Raw genomic sequence first — 22174 nt, 5'->3', positions numbered from 1 at the left:
CTGACGACAACGACGTAGATGGAAATTTAGACAAGTCAAATCTAAAATTTATTTATGAACAGTTCCTGACGGAAATACCTTTCTTATTATAGCGTTTTTCCACCGATTTTCCTAGTACTTATCATGAAACTGTTTTCTTGTTGCGAAACGCCTGCTCCATTGAAATCCGGCACATATTCTTCCGACGCACTGCGCCGCTCCTGCACATAGACATTTTCCATACCCAAATCCAGCACATAATCCACCACGGACTCATATTCAAACGTCGTCAGGCGGCGGTTGATTTTCTTATGCTCAGCGGCTTTATACATCGGCGTATACTGATTCATCAAACTCACCTGAATCGTCCGGCCAAAGTTTTCCCATAGCCATTTCATAAGGTCCATGCTCTCATGGCGATGTCCCGGCAAGACCATATGGCGCACCAAGACGCCTTTTTTCATCTGCCCGTTATCTGCAAACTGCACCGGCCCGACCAGTTCTACCATCTTTTTTATAGCCGCACTGGCATGGGAAAAATAATCTGCCGCGGCAGAATACTCCCCGCCACTCTCTGCGCCCATATATTTCAAATCCGGCAGGAAAATATCCACGTAGTCCCGCAGTGCTTCAATCGTTTCAACTGTTTCATAACCACTCGAATTATAGACCACAGGCAGGCTAAAGCCCCGCCCTTTAGCCATATCCAGCGCGGCAATAATCTGCGGCACATAATGCGTCGGGGTCACGAGGTCAAGCGTAGCCGCCCCCCGCGCCTGCTGTTCAAGAAAAATCTCTGCGAGCCGTTCCGTGCTGACTTCCATGCCTTTGCCGCCATGACTGATTTCATGGTTCTGACAATAGACGCAGCGCAGATTGCAGTAAGAGAAAAACACCGTTCCTGCTCCCCGCTCACCGACCAGACAGGGTTCCTCCCATTGATGCAAAGACACCAAGGCAATGCGCACCAAATCCTTTGCACCGCAAAAGCCCGCCCGCTGCGTGCGGTTAACGCCGCAGCGCCGCGGACAAAGGTTACAATTCGTAATATCCAACATCATTCTCACCAAATTCATAGAAATTCTTTGCTTATTATAACACAAAATAGGAAATATCCCCCTAGGGAGCTTGCGAAGCAACAATTATTTTTCCTATAATAAGCATAAAGCAATATGTGTTTCCCCGGATTTTAGCGGCTCGAACTGATTTCACGGAGAAATGCACCTTTGCAGTATAACATCCCGTTTGTCACTGCAATAAAATTAAGACGCTGTGCATGATGCGCAGCGTCTTATTGTATTTCAACAATCAATCCTTAACTTTTTCAATCTCGTGTTTCGTCCACAACGGATGATGATGGGCTGCATGTTGGGCATTAAGGGTACCATCACCAAACATACTGCGAAATTCCGGCCAGTTATAAATGCCCAAAGGAATATGGCCGCCGCAAACACACAGGAACAAGCCCATGCCCACTACCAGATGAATAAGGTCTGCATAGTAGGCAATCTCTTTGGGAACCAGCGGCAAGGCAAAGTAAAGAACAGCCCCCGTCAGCATAATCAGCAGCGTTCCGAAAAACACCATTATGCCCATCATTTTCTGACCGGAGTTGATTTTGCCCATGGGCGGTACTTCGATTTCATGCAGGAAAATCATCTTCTGCGGATAGCCGCCGCCGACCTTCATCCATTCAATATCCTGTTTCGTCCAGTGAAAAGCCTCCCGCCAGAAAGCCACCACACGCCCGGGACACAAAAAGAAGAACAAAGTGCAGGCAATCATGAGTATCCAGGCACCCACAATATGAACCTGCATGGCAAGATGCATGCCCGCTTCGCCAAACGGGCGAAAGAACAAAATAACACCGGTAAAGCCAGCAGGCAGGAATCCTAAGACCAGACACCAGTGAAACAGGCGAACCGGCAGGCTATGATGCAAAATCCGCTCATTTCCCTTGAAATTGTTATCCACCGTAATCCCACCTTTCTTACAGAACACTGCGGTCTACATAATGCGTATGGAATAATTCTTCGGCCAGCGGACTAAGCGGCTGGAAATTCATCTTTTTGTACATATTGAGCAGGCTTTGGTTATTATGGCTCTGCCGTTTTGCCTGCTTTTCATCATCCTGATACAGGCCAGCTGTACGCATCTTGATGTATTTCGTCCGGTCAACAATCAAATCCGTCACCGTGTAAGCACCAGTCCAAAGGACGGCAGCAATAACACCGGCAAAGCCCAGAAATTCACGGCGGTTGATTTTGACTTCTTTTTCTTTATACGAATAATTCATGGCGCACCTCCATTACCACGGCAAGATTGCCTTAAACTTGCCCGTCCAGGACGTTCCCATCGGATTAATGGGCTGACCGCCGCCGTTCACACAACCGCCGGGACAATTCATCACCTCAATGAAATGATACGGCGAATGGCCCTCTTTGACTTCAGCCAATAACGGCTCGACATTTTTCGTCCCATGCACAACCGCAATCTTCAGCACGATTTCCTGTCCATTACCCTTGAGCTTGAGCGGTACATCTGCCGTCTTGACTTCTTTAAGCCCGCGAACCGGCTCATAATGAAGTTCGCCCAATTCCTCGCCCGTCAGGACAAAATAGGCTGTGCGCAAGGCTGCTTCCATAACGCCGCCCGTCGCCCCAAAAATCGTACCTGCACCGGTATACTCAGCCAAAGGATTATCCTTTTCCTCAGCCGGCGTGACATTGCGGACATCAATCCCCAGTTTCTTCAGCAGGCGTGCCAAATCACGGGTGGTCAATACGACATCCGTATCCTGATACGTTGCCGTATGGCCTTGTTTCTTCCAGTAATCCGCCGCTGCGGTGAACTCCGGCCGCGAACCCTCCAACTTTTTGGCCGTACAGGGATAAACGCCGACACAGTAAATCTGTTCCGGCGGAACCTTCCAAACTTCCTGTGCACCATAAATCTTAGCTACGGGGCCAGCCATGCCCATCGGCGATTTGGCCGAGGACAGATGCTGACGCAAATCGGGATGATACAGTTCCATATAGCGAACCCATGCCGGACAACAGGAAGTAAACTGCGGCAAGGGCCCGAGTTCTCCTTCTGCCGGCTGATTCAACACGTATTTCTGGATTTTATGGATGAGCTCTGTGCCTTCCTCCAGAATCGTATTATCTGCGGCAAAGTTGACATCCATAATCTTAAAGCCGGCTGCTTTCAGTGCACCATACATCTGCTCAGTAATGAGTTTACCCGGCTCCATGCCGAATTCTTCCCCCAAGGCCACGCGAACCGCCGGTGCCACCGTTGCCACCACAGTCGTATTTTTATCCTGCAATTTTTCGATAACCTGGTCGACAACATCAACCGTATCCTCAATTGCACCAAAGGGGCAATTCACCAGGCACTGCCCGCACTGCAGACAGCGTGCATCGTTAATCCGATGGTTTGCCCCGTAGGCTCCCTCAATGGCATCAGCCGGACAAAAGGATTTGCAGGTATCGCATCCCTTGCATTTACTCTCGTCAATTTTAATGATGCCATTAAGCTCATTCGCCTGATAAGATTTTGCCATAGCTTTCACTCTCCCTATCCTGCAAATAATTATCGTTTATATTTATCATCTATTTTTCTTATCATACATTATAGATGCAGGTACTATACACCACAAGCTCCCCCAGGGGATAATTTTCGAAAAAAGCAGAACATTTGCTATTGCGGCATTCATTCTGCTTTTTTCGTTACCATATGTTATTTTTCTTCACTTTTCTAAAGTCCTATCTTTGGCATTTCTTCACAAAATCCTTAAAGCTGTTCCTGACAATTTTAACAAAAATATCCCGGCCATCTCCGGCATAATCATCTGATCGGCTTTCATTCCGTGAGTAAATACACTTACCTGTTTGGGCATCGTAAACATCAAAACGAATCTGCTGATGAAGGGTCCAGATTGTTTTTTCTGGCACAAATTCAGGATATTCTTCCGGGATAAGGTCTTCGTGTTTGTTGCCATCGCGGTCATAAAAAGTACGACGCACATAACGGGAACGCCATTCCGTATGAGCTGGAATTACGCGGGACGTATATTCATACTTCAAATACTGCATCTTGGCATAGGCATCTACTACCCGTGGCAGGTTGTTATTCCACATGGCCTCAGCTGCTGTCGGATCTTTCTCCCTTAACTGGTCAATATCCTTATACTCCAAAAGCGAAATCTGGTTGGCTGCACGCTGCTCCGTCAGCACCGTCATTTTCTGCTTTTTAGCCTGCTCCCAATAATCATTTTGGAAATTTTTTTCGGCGATATCCGATTCCAAATCTACAGCAGATGTATCCAGGTCATAGACCAATAATTTTTGGACATTCTTGAAATTATACCCCGGCTCCGACCATTGCTCAACATGCGCTGAAGCCGTTCCGGACAACACAAAAAATGCCAACAGATAAAACAACATCATATATGGCCAAAAACGTTTTTCAGAGGTTTTGACTGCCATCATGCCAGCACCGCCTTTCAACGCAGACTGCCAGCCTTAGCTGGCATATCTACTATCATGTCCTCCACCAGCTTAGCCTTCTTTGCTTCCTTCGGCAGTTCCAGTTTCTTCTCGGCTTTTTGATTCAGGAATACCGTATATTCCTTCATATCGCTGTAATAAGCAACGAAGGACAGCAATTCCTCTGCATAGGGACTCCAGTGCTCTGATTTGTCATCCATGGCGGCTTTCGCCGTTTCCCGAACTACGCCCGTCAGATCCAGGCTCTGGGTAATGGTCTGCCAGCTGTTCTTGTCAACAGTCCACATATACCAGATATCGGCTTTGCGGACGCCTGTATCAAGCCACTGCATAAAGTGGCCCTGCATTTCCCGATCATCAGCCGTCCCCTTATCCGCCGGATTTTCCTCGCTATATTCCCGAATAGCATCTGCCACCTTGTCACTATCGAGTCTTACGAACATCGTACGCTGGGTATCCGATTCCCGCAGTACCTTAACATCTTTGACAAAGGAAATTTCCTTTTCAATATCCGTACTGGTGGGTGTGGCAATAACATCAGCCAAAACCGCAGCCAAACTTGGTGCATGGAATTTTTCCCATTCTTTTCCCATCTTATAGTAGATGGTCATATCCTTTTTATTCTGATCGATGTAGAACGGAATCTGGTCGGTAAGCGTCCCCCCTTCCTCATCGTTCAGCAGAACGTCCAAAGCGCCAGACATACGGGCACTATCCTCTTTTGTCTGCGCAATAAACTCAAGTTTCGCATGACCGATAGGTACAAAGAAATTAATGCTTTCACGCAGAATATACCCATCGTTCTTCGTCTGTGCAGGCATCGTAATAGCTTCCCGAAAAGCCGCCATATCGTCCATAGCCGATACCGGAGCAATATACGAAAAACCACAAACCACTGCCCCTAAAAGCGCACGTCCGCCAAGCTTCAACCACTTACGCATACCATTTCCTCCTTTGCCAATACGCATACCCATTTCCCATAAATCATTGCCCACAGATGCCCGTCAGAGTTCCCTTATTATTCCGGCACCATCTCACCAGCATCTGTAATAAGCATCAGAATCTGCCCACGCAGGTAAAATGAATTCTGCTTCTATCGCACTCTGTCCCATTGATTTCTCGCTTCAGTGGGAAGCCTATCGTCAGCGATGCAGAAATATTTTTCCGCCATTGATAGCGGATACCCAAACCTGTACTTAAAAGCGCTTCATCTTTTACATAGTCATCCGCACCATAAACCTTGCCGCCGTCCAAAAAGCCAAACAACTGCCACATACCACGTTTTTCCAAAGGCACACTATACTCTGCGGAAAGAACAATACCTCCTGTACCACTAAGTAGATTTTCTTCATAACCACGAATAGTTCCTGCCCCCCCAATATTAAATTTTTCTGATGACGGAAGTTCTTTCGATGGCGCCCACTGGAGATTCAAGCTCGTAAAAAGCGTCTGTCCGCCGCCGAAGCGATGATGATAGAATGCATTTATTTTTCCCAGACTGACGGTCTTATCTGCAGCTCCCACATTATCTTTCCAGCGGTCAAACGTATAGGCATAACGCTGATAGTACACCGAACTGCGGCTATAATTGGTCTGGGCAAAGGCAGCTGTAATCCCATCCACGCTGTAATTCACGAGATCGCGAAAATTCAAAAGCGTATTCGTTGACGTCTGATGGCGATAGCCAAGGCTTGCTTCTGAACGATTGGTATAATTGACCGCAATCGGCTGGGTGAGTGTCACGCCAAAACTCGAGGCATGGCCTTTTAACAGATCTTTCCAAGGCCCATTCACCGTTTTGGTACCATTGGTACTATAATCCAAAGAAATCTTTGGCCCCTTTGGCGAGGTAGGAATATCATAACGGAAATTTATCGAATCCATTCCTGTCGAACGCAGACCACCAATCGTAAAGTCATCCTGATTCTTGGTTATGCTCCGATACCGGAAGAAAAAACCTGTCTGCCATCTTCCGGTACTTTCCTGCCCGTCATTATTAACGTATAAGGTCATATCCATCCGCGGCGGTTCTTTTAACACCAAAGCATAATCCGTTGTTCCCGGTTCTTCACCTGCCTGCAGCGTAATCTTCAGCTGCGCATCATTTGTACCATTAAAGAAGGCCAAATCCTTATTGAGTTCATTGATGTTTTGCACCTTTCCCGGCTTAAGATGCAGACGGGAATGAACATATTCCGCATGCGTGCTATTGTTGCCCGTCAATGTCACCTTGCCTGTCCGTCCTTCACTCAGGCTGATGTGTACGGTACCATCCGTTATCGTCTGTGGCTTCAGGTACGCACGACAAGTGATATAGCCTTCTCGGGAATAATATTCATTGATTTTATTCACCAAAGCCGTTAAATCCTCAATGGTCACGTCCTTACCCAAATAGGAGGCTACCAGCGCATTAAATTTTTCGGCCGTTAAAATATCCGAATCATCCTTTGTAAGCTGTTCCAACCGAAAGTGAATATTCTCGCTTTGTGCAGCCGTTCCCTCCTTATCCTGCTTGTCCGTAACCTTTTCCTCTTTTGCCCGCTCCTGATCATCCTCAATCTGCTGGCGCAAACGTTCTCTTTCCAAAATCTCCCGGTCACGGCTTATCTGCGTGCCTGCACTATCCGGCATTGCCGGTGCAGCCAAACAAACCGTGGGCAAAAATACCGCGGCAAAAGCCACCCCAGACAGACATTTCCCCTCAATACTTTTTCTACGCATTTTCATCCCTCTTTCTAACACGACAAATGAGCTGTCACATGAAGAAATGTCCCTGTGACAGCTCCATGCCGTTATCCTGATAAACTCCATTATCTATTGCTGATTTTCTGCGATTTTTACATTTTCAGCATCTTTGAGAATAACCAAATTCTGCGAATGTGCTCCCGTCTCCTGTTTACTGCGTACAATATCTTCAAGGTCCAGATCTTCAAGGTCCAGATCTTCAAGTTCCAGGTCTTCAAAGTCCAGATTTTTCACAGTTTTGCGCCTCTGTACGGACTGATAGAACGCGTCATAATTCAACGGGTATCCTTGCCAATCAATCCCATAGAATTCATAAATATCCTTATAAAGCGCATCACTACGGTCAAGGCTCCAAATAAACTGCTCCGGATTCTTCAACGTAAGATTATTGACAATATAGCGGTTAATCTGCAATGGATCTCCTGTTCCTACTCCTTCAAGATAAGCATCACGAGCTTCCAAATTCAATACACCGCCATTCGTATAGATACGTAAAGGAACCTCTTGTTTGCCCAGACTGAATGCCTTGAGATTTACGGAACTGCCCAACAGATAGCCCATATCCTTGCCACGCTCTGTACTCATATAAAGATTACCAGAGTTGTTCATGAATAAGCCGCTTGCTTCTCCAGATGCAATTGGCTGACTCTTGTTTACGCCTACCAATACCGGACGGCGGTCTGCCCCCGTGACAGCAGAAACAATACTCAAATCTCCCAGGTTATCCAGGAAGATGGAACCACCTGCATTGGCCTCCAAGGCACCTGCTGCCTTCGTGCGCAGATAATTATCCAGACTGCCAATATTGCCACGACCTGCATAAATGGTCAGGTCTTTCGCATAGATCCGGTCTGCTTCATTCTTGGGCAGGTAAATACCATTGCCCGCCATAAGCACAATATCCGATTCCTCACGGCCAAAACCACTGGTGAAGTTAAAGGTCGTATTTTCTGTACCGGCCAAGAAGATATTATTCGTCTTCTTACTTAGCGTTATGGTACCACCATCACGCAAGTCCAGACTTACCGGAATACGCTGCCGCACATCTACACTGCCATCTTCATTCCAGGTAAGGTCACCAGCTTTTGCCGATGCCAAAAGTTTCAGATTACCCACCTTGGTGAGATCGGCTGCCTGAATGTTCACCCTACGCGACTTATAGCCGATATCATCTTTTGCCAGGAGTGTGACATTCTTCGCCTGGATATTGGGACTGGGAATCACTGCCGTCTGTCCCGGCACACTGTTGACGATATCACTTTGGATAGCGTAGAGCAGCTGATTCTTGGAAAAACCATAGTCATTGCTGGCTGCTAACAGGCCATAATCCATGATTGCCGCCCGCTCTGCTTCGCTAAGACCTTGATAGTCCTTGGCAAACCAGTTGAGCTGTTCTGCCCGATATTGGTTAAACAAGCGCGTATATTCGGCATCGTCATTGATGTTCTGTGCCTGTTTTTCAAAAGCTGCCTTACGTGCCAACACCGAGGAATCTTTAGCAAATTCCTTGGCAATGCCAATGTAGTCTGCCAACAGTCGGCGATTATCGGCGCCCAGTGTCCGAAGCCTGCCTTCAAGACCGACAAGGCGTTCCGCTTTTTCTGCCGCGGCCGCAGCTGTCATGCTGTCATCCGAATCCTTGTCACTAATCAGTCCCAATTCCAGCCAGCTATTTACCTTCTTCTGACTGTCAGAAAATTTTATGCCCAAACCTTTGGCATCCACAATATTTCTCTGTTTAGCAGACAAGGTCACGTCACCACTACTGCTCTTGATTGTACCTACACCCAAATTGCCATTTATTTCTTCAATATAGATATCCCCCTTAGCTTCTGCGTCAACATAATTTGTTGACGTATTATAGGTTGTCACAAATTTATCCCTGGAACCAATACTGCCTTCCTTGCTTACGAGATTAAGAAATTGTGCTGAAATCTCTCCTTTGTCCTCCATGGTAATATCGCCCCGTGCTGACAGTTTCACCATTTTTTCATCATCTCTAATTTTTATGGTATCAAGTTGTAAGCTGTCATCCGAATTGATGATTATATCACCTTGACGTGCCATGGCACTAAGCCTCGTCTTGCCAGCAATATTCAAATTCACGCCTTTATAGCCATACACAATGAGATCATCAGCAGTTATCCGCACATCATGGTTATCAACCGCTCCACGATTTGAATCGATATCGACTCTGCCAAAATTCGTCCCTCCTTTAACTGCAGTCCTGATATCTCCTGTCAGTATTATATTGCCGCCGCCTCTCACGATGATATTACCAGCGGTTGGCGTTACCAGTCCTGTAGTGATGGGCTTATCAAAATTGATTTGCGTCAAAACCGTAGGCGATAACTTATAGTCCCGATTATATTGATAGATATACCAATCCGGGAACCACAAAGCTCCTTTGTCTATCTTAGCCTGGGGATCGGAAGGATTCGTTGATGATATTGTTTTGTCCGCGTATGTCCACATCACCTGTGGAGCCCAGTTTGTTGCAGGGTGAAAATACTGTTTGCTAATCAAATAATTGGAAACTATGGATTTTACGCTGTCAACATCACTCGTATACGAGAACTGTAACTTTTTAAATTCCTTATCGGTAAACAAGTCATTTGCCATGAAAAGACAAGCATCCTCAAAGCGGCGCAATGCACGCTCCTTGCTAAAATTCTGCATTGTTTGTTTATGCGCTTTATCTATTACTTGATACTTAAAAGACTGTGTATTCCTAATAGGCGCCGCCGATAAGGTCCATCGCAAAACATAACGCTCAGGAGTCTGCTCCGTACTGTTCAATTGATAAGAATTTTCGGTATACTGTTGACCATTAATAAAGATATTGCCTTCACGGTAGTTATTGGTAATGGAGCCAACATAGATATCCTTGTTCAATTTCCCGGCATCCACCGTAATATTGGCAGCACCTTTCGCTGAAAGGATTCGTCCTGTTCCGGCAATCGAGGAGAATAAATTCCCCTTCAGATGGATATTGCCGCCTTTGACATAAGTATCTGCCGTCAAAAGATGTCCAGTGTACGGATTATAATAGGTATTAATCACACCTTCAAATACACTTTCGTCCGAATTCCAAAGCTGTGCCGAGTCCGTCTTATTTACCAAAAATGCCCGGTTACCTAATACATCACTGTCGGTAAGTTTCTTTTTATTATCGACTTTTTTCTCCAGTGCCTCAACTTTTGCTGCATCAATATCCGTACGATAAACATTGTAACCACTTTGGATAAGACCATTCACAATGATGTTCTTCGCCGCAATGGACACATCACCACCAGCTACAATACTGCCTTCCGGTGAAGGTGAAGTATACTTCGTCTTGAGATGTTCTTTGGCTTGTGCACTTAATTGCGAAGCATTTTGGTCATAATAACCTCCCAGGATTCTTTGCACTTCAGCCCGGCCAGCCGCCGTTTTCTTCATGCGGTTGAACACATCCTGTGCCGTACTGGTAAGATAATCATTATAATCCTCCAGGTATTTAACAATCTGTGCCGATCCCCCTTTATTAAACTCCACAATATATTTCTCGACAAAGTAACGATAAAGTTCCTGCGCATACAATTCACTGCCAAACGTATATGGTACCAGCGGATCCATGCCCACCACCTGATAGGAACCAGTAGTTGCCTGCCGATAACTGCCGTTCGGAGCACTGATTTCCGTAGCATAAGCCGAAGAAACCTGCCCAGTCGTCAGAATATCACCCACTTGGTTCGCCATCTGTACCTTACCCGTATTATTGGCAATATTTCCTTGAATATGCAAATCTGCACCAACTCCATTGCCGCCAGTTTTTTGAATACTGATGACGGGAGATTGACTGTTCTTTGCCGATTGTACATTCGCTGCCGTATAATCGCTGCCATTTAGAAGCACCTGACCACCGGCAGTAGCCAGCGTGAGGTCATTTACCACCAAACGGCCATTGGATTTATCGCGAATCACAATACTATCTGCGCCCTGTGCCTTGATGGCACCGCTTCCCTTGACGCTTGGCGTTGAAAGTGTGATATTGCCGCCAGATACCATGATTGCGGGCAAGGTAACTGCCGCTACCTTAGCTTCGGGCAGAACTTTATATTGATTTCCCTTTCTAATGGCAAACCCCTGTTTCTCCATCAATGCATATAGGTTAGCAAGCTCCGTTTTATAAGACTGCTTTATATCGTCCTTTTCTTTTGCAGCCACCTGCTGTTCTGCCAGCTTGAGTTCATTATATTCCTTCAGATACGGATTCGCCACGGTCTGCTGTTTACCAAAGGTAATCCCCTGCGGATTGAACCATTCCCGGCCTTTGATGACATTACCTTTGATGCTGCCATCTTCAGCCTTACCAGTAATTTCCAGTTCCAATGCATTGTACAGCCCTGCCAGCAGGCTGCCATCAACCGTGATGAAATTCGATTGCTGTTCGCGGGTATTCTTATCCTGCGGCATTACAGTAATGAGGTTGCTGTTGAGTTTCGATGTATAAGTCGTATAAACATAAGCCGATTCAACAATGGATTCCTTCCCGCTATTTGCTTTCAGATGGATATTTCGCACACCTTCCAATTTACTGCCACGACCAATATTCACCTGATTTGCCTGCGTCATGGAATTCGTGTAAGAAGGTTTCGTCTTTACCGGAATCGCCGTACGGTTATACACATCTGCGAGAAGATGCATATTGAGTTCGCCCATTTCACCTTCACTATCAGCACCAGCAGACAGGCTCGCATCCCGTCCACTAAATATGGAACTGCCATCCAGCAAAACATTATTGTTGCGTCTGAGTACGCTGTCATTGACTGTCGTTGCTGTGCCACCCAAACCGCCTTGAATATTAGCCACGGTAACAAGGTCCAGAGTCGTATTGTCAGACGCTGCCAGATTAATATCCGACGTGCTGCCTGCGGCTTTGAGGTTGGCATTTTTCAGCTTCACTGCATCATCATAAGTCAGATTATGGTTGCTTTGCGCTTTAATCAGCGAAGTGGCGCCGCCAGCTTCCAATTGATTCCTTGCCTTGATGCTGCCCCTGGTATCAGCATTCATCGTAATACCGGCATAGGTACCATTTACCGTAAAGTTAGAAGTGCCGTTTCCTGTTTTGCCAGTTTCAATCGACGCCTGATAAGACGCCTTATTGTCCAGCCTGCTGCCAGAGCCGTTCACTCCGCCATAGCCTGCGGCATCTACAAGTTCATTGACTGCAATTTCATTTGCAGCATAATACATCTGCGCATCTGTGCTCGTGACGTTTATCCCCGGATTCAGTACCACTTTCGCGGCATTATCCGTATTGTGGGCAAGAGACACCGCACTAAGTCCTATTGCAGCTGCATTTTTACCATCTACGGTAAGATTAGCCTCGTTATCCACATTCTGCGCAAGCGCCGTCATCGTTCCCGAAAGATTCCATGTACCGCCAAGGGTTACGTTGGCTGCACGGCTTTCGTTGTCGTTGATTACCGCCGTCCAGGGAGAAATCGTGGCAAAACCTGCCCCGTAACCCACAGCCTTAAAATCCTGTGTGAGGAAATTCGAAGCAGAGGCCACTACGTTTTTCAGCTTATCGCTGGTATCGCTATAACCGTCCAAGTAAACATTGGTTTTAACATCGCGATTGGCATTGAGCAGATTGCTGCCGGACGCAAAACCGCCTGCCGTCATGCCGCCTACCAGACCAGACTGCTCAATTATTCCCTGACCAATAGCCAACAGAGAACCATCTTGCTGATACGCAGCCCTGCCTACATAAACATCACTCGTACCATAAGAGGACATGTTGCCCACAGTCACACCGATAGTCGCGCTGCCGGCATTCAGCGATAACAGTTCAAGATTCTGCTTAGGATTCCAGCTGCTGCGGAGCGTTGTCTCACGCGCCATCAACGTCGAATTATCAACATTCAGTGCCGTTTTGGCATAATTTTCCTTTGTGCCCAGCGTATTGTCCACATTCGTAGCAGACATAGCAGAAATCATGCTGGCTGCTGATGAACCAACCTTCGTTCTTACCTGCGGGGTATTTGTGGCAGCAATATCCAGCATAGGCGACCGCAGGCCGCTATCCTTTATATCCACAGTTGCCGAGCCAGTATAACCGGCCCGGGCAGACAAACCTGTGCCTGAAAAAGCCAGACTACCGCTGGCGGCAATTGCCGAAAGCTCTACCTGCGGCATACTCTGTGCATAAACATCTATACCTATTTCGTTATCACTGACCAGCCCGGACTTCTTAATAATGACCGCATTTTTCCCCGTACCGCTGTTTTCCGCCAACAATGCACTGCCGGCCTTACCAGCACTGAGCGTCACGCCCACTGCATCCAGTTTAGAGGAAATGTTGTCCATGTTGTTTAGCGATGTTCCCCTTCTTGCCCGCAGTATGTCATCATCAAGAACCGTCGTAACCTCCGTCTTGCTGTTCAAGCCGGCATAAGCGATACCAGCCGCCCCTGAAAGCGCTGCTGCGCCCTGACGAATCTTCAATTCATTCTTCCCGGACAATTCATTATTGATTTTTATATCCTGCGCAGATTCTACTTTCGTATCGTTCACATCCAGCGCAGACCTGCTGGCGTTGTTCAAAATGCCTACCGCACCATTGATGGCTGCGCCGCCAATGGCAACGGATTTATTTTCCTGCCGCACATTATTGAGGACACCGCTATCCAAAACGATATTGCCTGTGTTCGAGATAAGCTTGGAGCCTTTTACCGTTAAGCTTACACCAGAACCACTCTTTCCACCGCGGTCAGCTGCGGCTGCTGTGCTGCTGCCTGTCCGGCCGTCTGTAGTCGAGCTATTGAGCTGATTGCCCTTAGTCGCCTGATTGGCTCGGTTCAAAAGGTCGCTGGTGTTCACCTGCGAACCATCGGCTTCCTTGCCCTTATTGGCCGCCGATTCATAGCGGTCAGCCAGCTTCTGGCCTACATTCGTAATCATCACGTTAGCCGAAGCGCCCACTGAACCAGCGGAGGCATTATATGCGCTCTGCTCGATATTGCGCTCGTCTTTTGCCTGGATGTCGATTTCCCCGGCTTTGAGGTCAGCATTATCCAATACGGCTGCTGTTCTGCTATCCAGCGTATTGATGACCACGCCTACGCCCACACCTGCGCCCAGACCCAATGCACCCGTAAAGGCAGTATTATTGAAGCCCAGTTTATTTTGTGCGAGCACTTCAATCTTGACCGGGTCAAGACGATCATAGCCTAGCGTCCCGATTGAAACAGCCTTCATGGAGCTATTGGCTACACGCGCTGTTACATCACCAGTCACATTCGCTACACCGATGGAGCCTGCCAGACCGCCAATACCACCGCCGCCAATATTGTAAAGTTCATAGGTAAGCCGGGTATCATTCAGGGCCTTTACAGCTGCCTGATTCTGGTTGTTCGCTCCCCGAACCTGAAACCCCGCCTCTGTGCCTTCCATTTCCGCTTTGACACGGCTGTCTTCTTTGACCACAGCTACGCCAGTGCCAACACCGACACCTGCCCCGGCAACACCCAGGGAATAGATGTCACTGTAGATTTTCCCATGATGGTCAGCCAGCACATCAAAATTTCCCCATAGGCTCAGCTTAGCATTCTTCACGCTGGCATTGGTCTGCGAACGCAGGTCATAGACACCAGTTCCGTTGATGAGGCCTGCTCCCATACCGGCAAAGCCGATACCGGCTGCATGAGAAGCACTCCCCTGCCAGCCAACCGCTTCAACATTCAGGCTGCGGGCATATACATCATCATGGGGATGTTTTGTTCCCATCAACAAAGCTGTTGTCTCCCGCGTAATCGTCTGGCTGTCGCTGCCCATACCTGCGCCAACGCCCTGTCCCGCAGCACTGACCGTACCAACAAGGCCATAGGAATTGGTATAATCACGCGCCACAATATTTGCATCTGCATCTGTGGACAGCCTTGCTTTATCCACCAACGCCTTCGTGGAACCACCAATTTCATTGACATTAAAGGTGCCATTTACCGCAGCGCCCTGTCCGGCAACCCCTGCATTAACCAGCAATGACTTGATGGTATGCGTGCCGGAAGCAGACACGGCAATCCCCTTATAAGTAGATTCGCCCCGCAGGTCTGCCAGGTTTGCAGCCGCGTCCAGGATTTTTTCACCATCAGCAGCGCTGGACTTGTTGTCTTTGTCCTTGTCCGCCGAAGCCAGTTTGCCCACAATTGCCTGGTCAGCATTATTCAGCTTATCCTTTACTTTCCTATCCTTAGCGCCACTCGTTGTAACCTTAGTATTCGCGCCTTCAACAGCGGCAAAGTTCTCACTTGTAATGGTATTTTTCGCCACAGCAGCACCAACGCCAGCCCCTTGTCCGGCAGCTGCCAAAACGCCCACGATATTCTTGATGTTTTCATCACCGCGAGCAGCAATGAGCACACTGTCTCCAGAAGCATCTACTTCCGTACCGCCACTGAGAACAGCACGGTTTTTCGTCTGGATATCGTTGATGGCCACAGAACCGACAATGCCTGCGCCCTGTGCTGCAACACCGCCACCAGCCGCAATGTTATTGATGGTCGAAAGACCTTTGGCATCTACCGTAAACCCGGTGGTATAGAGTTTGCCGCCGGAAACCTGTGCACTGGTCACCGCCTTATCGGTGTTCATGACCAAACCTGCACCAATGGCTGCATTCTTGGAAGCCGACAAAACTGCTGCTACAGTCCGCAGATTATCCTTGGTATCAGCAGCCGTTGTCACTGCAAACCGACGCTTATCGCTTCCGATATTGGAGCTTTCAATCGAAGCTCCCACATCTTTTTGGATACTGGTCAGCGCTGCCACACCTTGTACAGCCGCCACACCCGTGCTGAGGCCAACACCTACCCCCACAGTTGTAAGCGTGCTGTCGTCCTTAGCCGTCACCATCAAATCGCCATTTTGATTTTCAATGCCGTTTAACGTACTATTTCTGACCGCCGCTTTGGTTTTCTGGCGCTCGTCATTACCGCCAATGTCGTTATAGACAAAGGCACCGCCTATAGCAGCCGTGCCACTGCCCTGCACATTCCCCACTACGGCCAGTTTCTTCGAGGTATCCGCAGCAGTGATATCTGCTTTTGCAATATTATTCGCCTTGGTATTTTCCATCACCACAGCCGTTGAATTATGACCACGGTTAATCGCAGAAGCACCATTTACCCCTAAACCTTTGGAAATTCCCACACCAGCGCCTACCGCATAAACGGAAGCTTTGCTGTCAGCCTTAACGGCGAGATTGCCCTTGCCCGCAGCAAAGTTCTGGGAATTACTGTTTATCTCACTGTCTTTGATATAGGCATTGGTATCATTCTCCAAAAGATTGTAAGCCATGGCCAGACCAAAAGCAGCTCCGCTCGTAACACTCACCTGACCGGCAACATTGATTTCCGATGCGCCCGTACCAGACTCAACCGAAATTCCCTTAGCGGACAAATCCTTGACTTTTTCCACACCGGCAGTCACATCATTATCTGTCAGCTGCAGACTCAATGAACCTGCTGCGCCAAAGCCACTCTTGGCCGCAGCTGCACCAGCGGCAGTATTCACATCCAGCGTATTGGAAAAAGCACGCACTTTCAGCGCATCCTGAGCAGCATTATTCACTACGAAATTGCCGCCTTCAATTTTGGCCGTGAAATCATTATCCACATCACTGATGGCCATAGATGCCAGCCCCGAACCATTTTTCGAGGATGCCAAACCGACAGCTGCGGTAATGATTTTGTTGCCGTAAGCGGCCTTTTTCGCCAAATCTTCATTGATGGCCTTGGTATCGTTGTTGTTCTTCTGTTCCAGCTGTTTCGTGTAGCTGTCCCCTTCAACATCAACATCAGTCTGCTTCAGGGCTGCATTGTACTTCTTGTAATCACTGGTGTTATCCGTTGCCTGGTCCTGCGCGAGATTCTGTACAGCATCTGCACAAACCGTCGCATTTCTGGCCACAGCCTGCGTTATATTCTTCAAGTTATTGTAGGCAGCTACCCCTTGGAAACCATAGCTTTTACCGCCCTTAGGTGCCGCAACCGATACACCTACAGCGCCGCCGACTTGCGTAAGCGAAGCGATTGCTTCGTTGCGCAGATTCCCCAAAGCATCATAATTGCCACCATCGAGCATTGCATTTACATGGTTTTCCAAAAGGGCCACCGCCACCGTACCACCGGCAGAGGCAGCACCATTCCCCCCAGCTGCTATGGACAGATTTACACCGCCCGTAACCTGCGTATCGGTGTCCATTGCTTTATTGGTGATGTTTTTCGTTTTGGCAGTTACCCCCACCACCTGCGCGTCTACATTGCTGCTGCCTTTGTTTACCGAAGTGGAGGCCGCCCCTGTGAAGTTGTAGCTGTTCTTTCTGGCCTGAGACACAGCCAGTCCTACGCCGCCGGCAAACAATGCGCCTTTCTTTTCAGCAGTGTTCACAAAGCTGCCTTTTTGCTCATTATTATTTTCCTGGATTTTGCTGTTCTTAACCTGAGCCAGTACATCACTTGTGACGCTGTTCACCGCCACGGCCCCGGAAATACCTACCGTGGTCGCCGAATCCGACGTATTCTTCTTCAGCTTGATATTTTGGAAACTTAAAGCTGCGCCGCCACTCCAGGAACCAAAGAATAACGAATCCGCTGCCTTATTGACAAATGCCGCCATATCCGCACCATTAGAGCGCAAAGTGACATTGGCATCCTGCAAAATGGATTTCGTCTGATTAGCCGACAGATTCACGGAAACACTGCCAGCACCAGCAAAAGTGAAGCTGGGCATAGTCTGCCCGCCAGTCATGTTGGCCACACCAGTTTCCTTTTTATCCTTCTTCTTTTGACTCTGCTTGAATCTGTCCATCGTCCGGCTGAATACCGAGCCCTTATCCTGCTTTTCATCGGGTTTGAAGTAGGTCTGATAGCTGTCCTTGAAGCTGGTGAACTTGCCTGATGCGCCATTGATATTGGAAGCAAAGTTTGCCAGAGCACCGCCGGATTTGCCATTGTCCGTCTGTTCAATAACGCCGCCTGCCACACTTACGCTGTGGATATAGCCATCTGCTTTGGCATTCATGGACAGACTATGCGCATTGATCGCGCCTGCCTTAGCTCCTGCAGAGCCGAAATAGTCCGCAGCCTTCAGATTTGTGCCGCCCCCTACAGACAGCGTGCGTGCCAGTGAACCAATTTCATCTTTACTGCCAATATTATTATCACTCACGGCTGAAAGGGTCTTCACATCAAAATTCGTTATGGCCACAGACGCACCAATGCCCATCGAGCCATTTCCATAGGCCAGGCCGCCGGCAATATTGAGCACCCGGCTGTCATTTTGTGCCGTGATGTTCAATACGCCAGATTCCTTTGCCTCAGCTTTTTTCTGTTTTTTCTTTTCGTCTGCAGAAAGTTTTTCCCATGCGGCATCAATTTTCTTCTGACTGTCCGCCTTGGAAACTTTCCCGGTTGCCTCTATCTTGGCACCGTTGTCTACGGACACAAGGGTTACGCTTTCGCCGCCCACATAGCTGACCGTCCCCTGCAAGGCCTTGGTATCTGCAACCGTATCATTATCGCCGGTCTTATTGGAGTTATTAGCCGGCGAGCCGGAACCACCGTTCAAGATATAATGATTTATATCGTTCTTGCCCGTCAGCGTTACATTATTGCCCGTGAGCTGTGCCTTATCGGCTACAGCCAGCACGCTGTCTGCCCTGCTGTTAAATACATTGACCACTGCGCCAATAGCCGTTGATGCTGCTCCGGAAGGTTTCAAGTGGCCATTCATGGCAATATCGCTCTTATTCACACCGCTGTTAATCGTAAGGTCGCCTGCCGTATTAATCTGAGCCTGGCGCCCCACCAGTACACGGGCATGGTCGTCCGAATTGACCACGTTCACGGCACCTGCCACCGATACCGAAGCCACACTGCCTTTATCAGAAGTATTCTTTTCCCGGTTCTTAACCAGATTGGAACTGGTGGAACTATCCACATAATAATTAGCAATCTTGGCTGGATTGGTCAGATTGTCAAGGGCTTCCAACGTTTTGGCAATCTTAATCCCATCTCCTTCCAATTCCTTGGCATAAGTATTCAAATCCTCATAAAGGGTTTTCCCCCGGTTGACCAAAGTCTGAGCGGCAGTGGGGTCCTTGATAATATTCGTCAGATTTCCCACTGCGGCAAAGAAATCCGACACATGCTGCCTGGGTTCCTTCCACTTGTCGCCCTTAAAGAAACTCAGCAACGAATTTTTTACATCGTTTATCGCTTTTATATCCGCTACCAACTTATCCAGACGGCCATGACTGCTATTGGCTTCGGCTTTGAGCGTGATGTTGCTGCCGGTAAGCGAAACCGGCTTATCATCATCACTGCCGGCAATGACTACACTGGCATCGGTAGTGACATCCGTTACCGATACAGCCGCATTGATCAGCGCCGTCTTGGCCTTACCGTCGCTGCCGGCAGCAGAGGTCGCCAGCGAACCCACCTGTACATCTGGATTGGATTGTACAGCTGAAATGGTCAAAGCACCTTTATCACCGGCATTCAGCTTAGCGCCCTTGTTAATGGACACACCGGCCTTACTGTCACCCAAGACTACATTTACGCTGGCGCCTACCGTAACGTATTGGGAAGCTTTATCCAGCGCCGAAGCTTTGGTCTGGCTCGTTTCGCTCTTTTTATCGTCTTTCTTTTCCGTATTTTCTTTATCTGCGTCTGCTGCTTTGTCTGCTTCTGCAGCCTTTTCTTCTTTCTCCTTTTCCGCTTCCTGGGTTGCCTCGTTTGCATCATTGAACAAAACATCTAAACCAAGGTCATCTTCTGCATCCTTGGCCTCAGGTTGTGCTGCCTCCGTACCCGTATCCTTGTTTTTATCTTTATCCTTGTCCTTATCTTTATCCTTATCCTCTTCTTTTGCGGCTTCTACCTTCGCCGTACCATTGTTGGCGGTAATCTGCTGCAGCGTATTCGTTTCGGCAGCTTTCACCTCAATATTGCCGCCCGCCTTGATTGCCGCACTATCCGACACCTGTGCATTTTCCGAGGTATTGACAAAGTTCAAGGCCGAACCGCCCAGACCCGATTCTTTAATGCTGTTTTCTGCCTTGACAGTCAGCGAGTTGTTCAGCGTTGAAGCCACAGAGACATTCTTGCCCGCATCCAGCGTCGCCCCTGCATTCAGCTGATTCTGGCTATTTGTGGAACCAATTACAACATTGCCCACAAAATTCAGATGACTAGTATCTTCTTTGCTGGCCAAATTGGAACTGGTGGCCGATATATTGGTCTTGGCATTCGAAACAGCAGAAACAGAACCGGCCTCCGCTTTCAATAACCCCGCCACAGTAAGGCTGGCATTATTCTTATAATATGAAAAAGTTGCTGCTAACAACTGATTCTTCTTACCTTCAACTTTCCCTTCCGAAGCCAGTTTCGCATTGAGTTCACTGGAGGCCAATACCGAAATTGCCGGCGTGGGGGCAGGGGTCTTGCCATCTTTATCGGGCTTCCCTGCAATATCATCACCAGTAGCTTTTATTTGGGCATCTTTGCCAATCGCCACATTGGCCGTATCTTTATGCATCATGTATGCACCAGAGATTTTGATATACTCCTGCAACAGATTCGTTGCTTTAATCTCCTTGGCCATATCCTTATCAAACTGATAATCATCTTTGGTCGTTGCAGTTACATTGACCGTCTTGCCCGTGATTTTCCCTGCCAGTTCAATCCCCGCATTCAGCCCCAAAAGAGTCTTGGTATTCTGGATGGCTTCCTTGGTTTTCTTTTCCAGCTCTGCCTTGGCTTTCTCATCCTGTTTCTTCTGATCCTTGGGCTTCTCTGGTTTCACATTATTGGAAAGTGCCTTTGCTGCCATAACGACATTGCTATCCGCATCAATCTTCGCCTCCTTGGCCATTTTTATACTAGCGCCAATAGGCTTACTGATATCCCAGTTAGCAATGCGGAAAACATTAACACCAGTTCCATCCAGCTTATTATTCAACTTGCCCGACAAGCCACCTTCTTCAGCCGTATTCTTGCTGTCTGCTACGGCTGCGAGGACAATATCCCCCGATTCCTTATCCCGCTGCAACGTCAGATCAGTCCCCGAGCCAATACCTGCTTTAACACTGCCATCTTTGACATTTACAATATCTTTATAATCAATGAGCTTTTGACTGTTAAGGAGCGCACCGTCCTTAAGCTCGATATTGGCTGCTGCCAAAGTCATACCGCCAACGGTATTGATATGACCGGCAACCGTAATCGTTCCGGTAAGATTGAGGGGCACTTCACCATTTTGAATGCTTTTCGCGCTGAGCAAATCCGCACTTGTCAGCAATTTGTCGTTACCGAGCAATTCTTTGTAATACTTGTCAGTGGGCACCACCATGCCCACCTGCCCGGCATTGATAACGCCTGTTGAAGACACAGCAATCCCCTTAGGGCTGATAAAGCGCAAATCACCGCCGATTTTATTGTTCTGCACAGCATTGACAATGCCGGCAATATCCACTTTGTTATCGACAAAATTAAACAGACGGGCAGCCGTTGCGCTGTCTACGCTCTTACCGAAAAACAAATTGGCAATATTCCCCTGACTCAGATTGAAATTTTTAAAATGGTTAATTGCGGTATTACCGACCACACGATCTGCAAATACATTGTGGACATTTCCAGCTGTCTTTATCGTACCCTTATTAGCTGCATCGTGCTTGGTAATATTGGTGGCCTGCCCCACATTCGGCAATGCCAGCATACCGAAAAGCGCTACCGATAATATGGCGTTGCGACGTTTCGCCCACTTCCTGTACATACTCATGACAATCCCCCATTCCTTTCAGATCCGTCCACAAGGAGTGTTATCCCTAATCCTTTTCATTTCTATACAAAAATATTCTTTAAAAAAACGCATATTCCTGCCATTAT

The 22174-nt window shown here is 47.9% G+C and carries 8 protein-coding genes; all 8 read right to left on the bottom strand.

Translation table 11 applies throughout. From position 1 onward, the window contains the following. Positions 1 to 86: 86 nt before the first annotated feature. Complete coding sequence (locus tag G598_RS17005; RefSeq protein ID WP_245582749.1) at positions 87 to 1055, bottom strand: radical SAM protein; 969 nt, start codon at positions 1053 to 1055, stop codon at positions 87 to 89. A 232-nt stretch (positions 1056 to 1287) separates the two neighbouring features. After that, complete coding sequence (locus tag G598_RS0103960) at positions 1288 to 1980, bottom strand: cytochrome b/b6 domain-containing protein (protein WP_245582748.1); 693 nt, start codon at positions 1978 to 1980, stop codon at positions 1288 to 1290. Next, positions 1970 to 2275: an iron hydrogenase small subunit gene (locus G598_RS0103955; RefSeq protein WP_026765837.1), complete on the bottom strand. Its 306-nt coding sequence runs from the start codon at positions 2273 to 2275 to the stop codon at positions 1970 to 1972. The genes G598_RS0103960 and G598_RS0103955 overlap by 11 nt, the downstream gene beginning before the upstream one ends. Positions 2276 to 2287: 12 nt before the next feature. Beyond that, positions 2288 to 3544: a [FeFe] hydrogenase, group A gene (locus G598_RS0103950; protein WP_026765836.1), complete on the bottom strand. Its 1257-nt coding sequence runs from the start codon at positions 3542 to 3544 to the stop codon at positions 2288 to 2290. Positions 3545 to 3746: 202 nt separating this feature from the next. Beyond that, the gene (locus tag G598_RS0103945) at positions 3747 to 4472 is read right to left on the bottom strand and encodes a hypothetical protein (RefSeq protein ID WP_026765835.1); all 726 of its coding nucleotides are present in this window, start codon (positions 4470 to 4472) and stop codon (positions 3747 to 3749) included. Between the two features lie 14 nt (positions 4473 to 4486). Further along, positions 4487 to 5431, bottom strand: coding sequence for a hypothetical protein (locus G598_RS0103940; RefSeq protein WP_026765834.1), 945 nt, complete (start codon positions 5429 to 5431; stop codon positions 4487 to 4489). 115 nt (positions 5432 to 5546) lie between these two features. Beyond that, positions 5547 to 7211 carry a ShlB/FhaC/HecB family hemolysin secretion/activation protein gene (locus tag G598_RS0103935; RefSeq protein ID WP_026765833.1) on the bottom strand — a complete coding sequence of 555 codons (1665 nt, stop codon included), beginning with the start codon at positions 7209 to 7211 and terminating at the stop codon, positions 5547 to 5549. A gap of 93 nt (positions 7212 to 7304) precedes the next feature. Continuing rightward, a complete protein-coding gene (locus tag G598_RS0103930; RefSeq protein WP_026765832.1) occupies positions 7305 to 22067 on the bottom strand; it encodes a leukotoxin LktA family filamentous adhesin in 14763 nt (4920 codons plus the stop codon). Between the last annotated feature and the right edge of the window lie 107 nt (positions 22068 to 22174).

The organism is Selenomonas ruminantium subsp. ruminantium ATCC 12561 (genome assembly GCF_000424065.1).
Taxonomy (GTDB): domain Bacteria; phylum Bacillota; class Negativicutes; order Selenomonadales; family Selenomonadaceae; genus Selenomonas_A; species Selenomonas_A ruminantium.
Note: the sequence above shows the minus strand (reverse complement) of the source record. Positions and strands in the feature narration are given on the sequence as shown.

Excerpts from the sequence above, each read along its gene's own strand:
- G598_RS0103940 (WP_026765834.1), bottom strand. The coding sequence starts at position 5,431 with ATGCGTAAGTGGTTGAAGCTTGGCGGACGTGCGCTTTTAGGGGCAGTG.
- G598_RS0103935 (WP_026765833.1), bottom strand. The coding sequence starts at position 7,211 with ATGCGTAGAAAAAGTATTGAGGGGAAATGTCTGTCTGGGGTGGCTTTT.
- G598_RS0103955 (WP_026765837.1), bottom strand. The coding sequence starts at position 2,275 with ATGAATTATTCGTATAAAGAAAAAGAAGTCAAAATCAACCGCCGTGAA.
- G598_RS17005 (WP_245582749.1), bottom strand. The coding sequence starts at position 1,055 with ATGAATTTGGTGAGAATGATGTTGGATATTACGAATTGTAACCTTTGT.
- G598_RS0103950 (WP_026765836.1), bottom strand. The coding sequence starts at position 3,544 with ATGGCAAAATCTTATCAGGCGAATGAGCTTAATGGCATCATTAAAATT.
- G598_RS0103945 (WP_026765835.1), bottom strand. The coding sequence starts at position 4,472 with ATGATGGCAGTCAAAACCTCTGAAAAACGTTTTTGGCCATATATGATG.
- G598_RS0103930 (WP_026765832.1), bottom strand. The coding sequence starts at position 22,067 with ATGAGTATGTACAGGAAGTGGGCGAAACGTCGCAACGCCATATTATCG.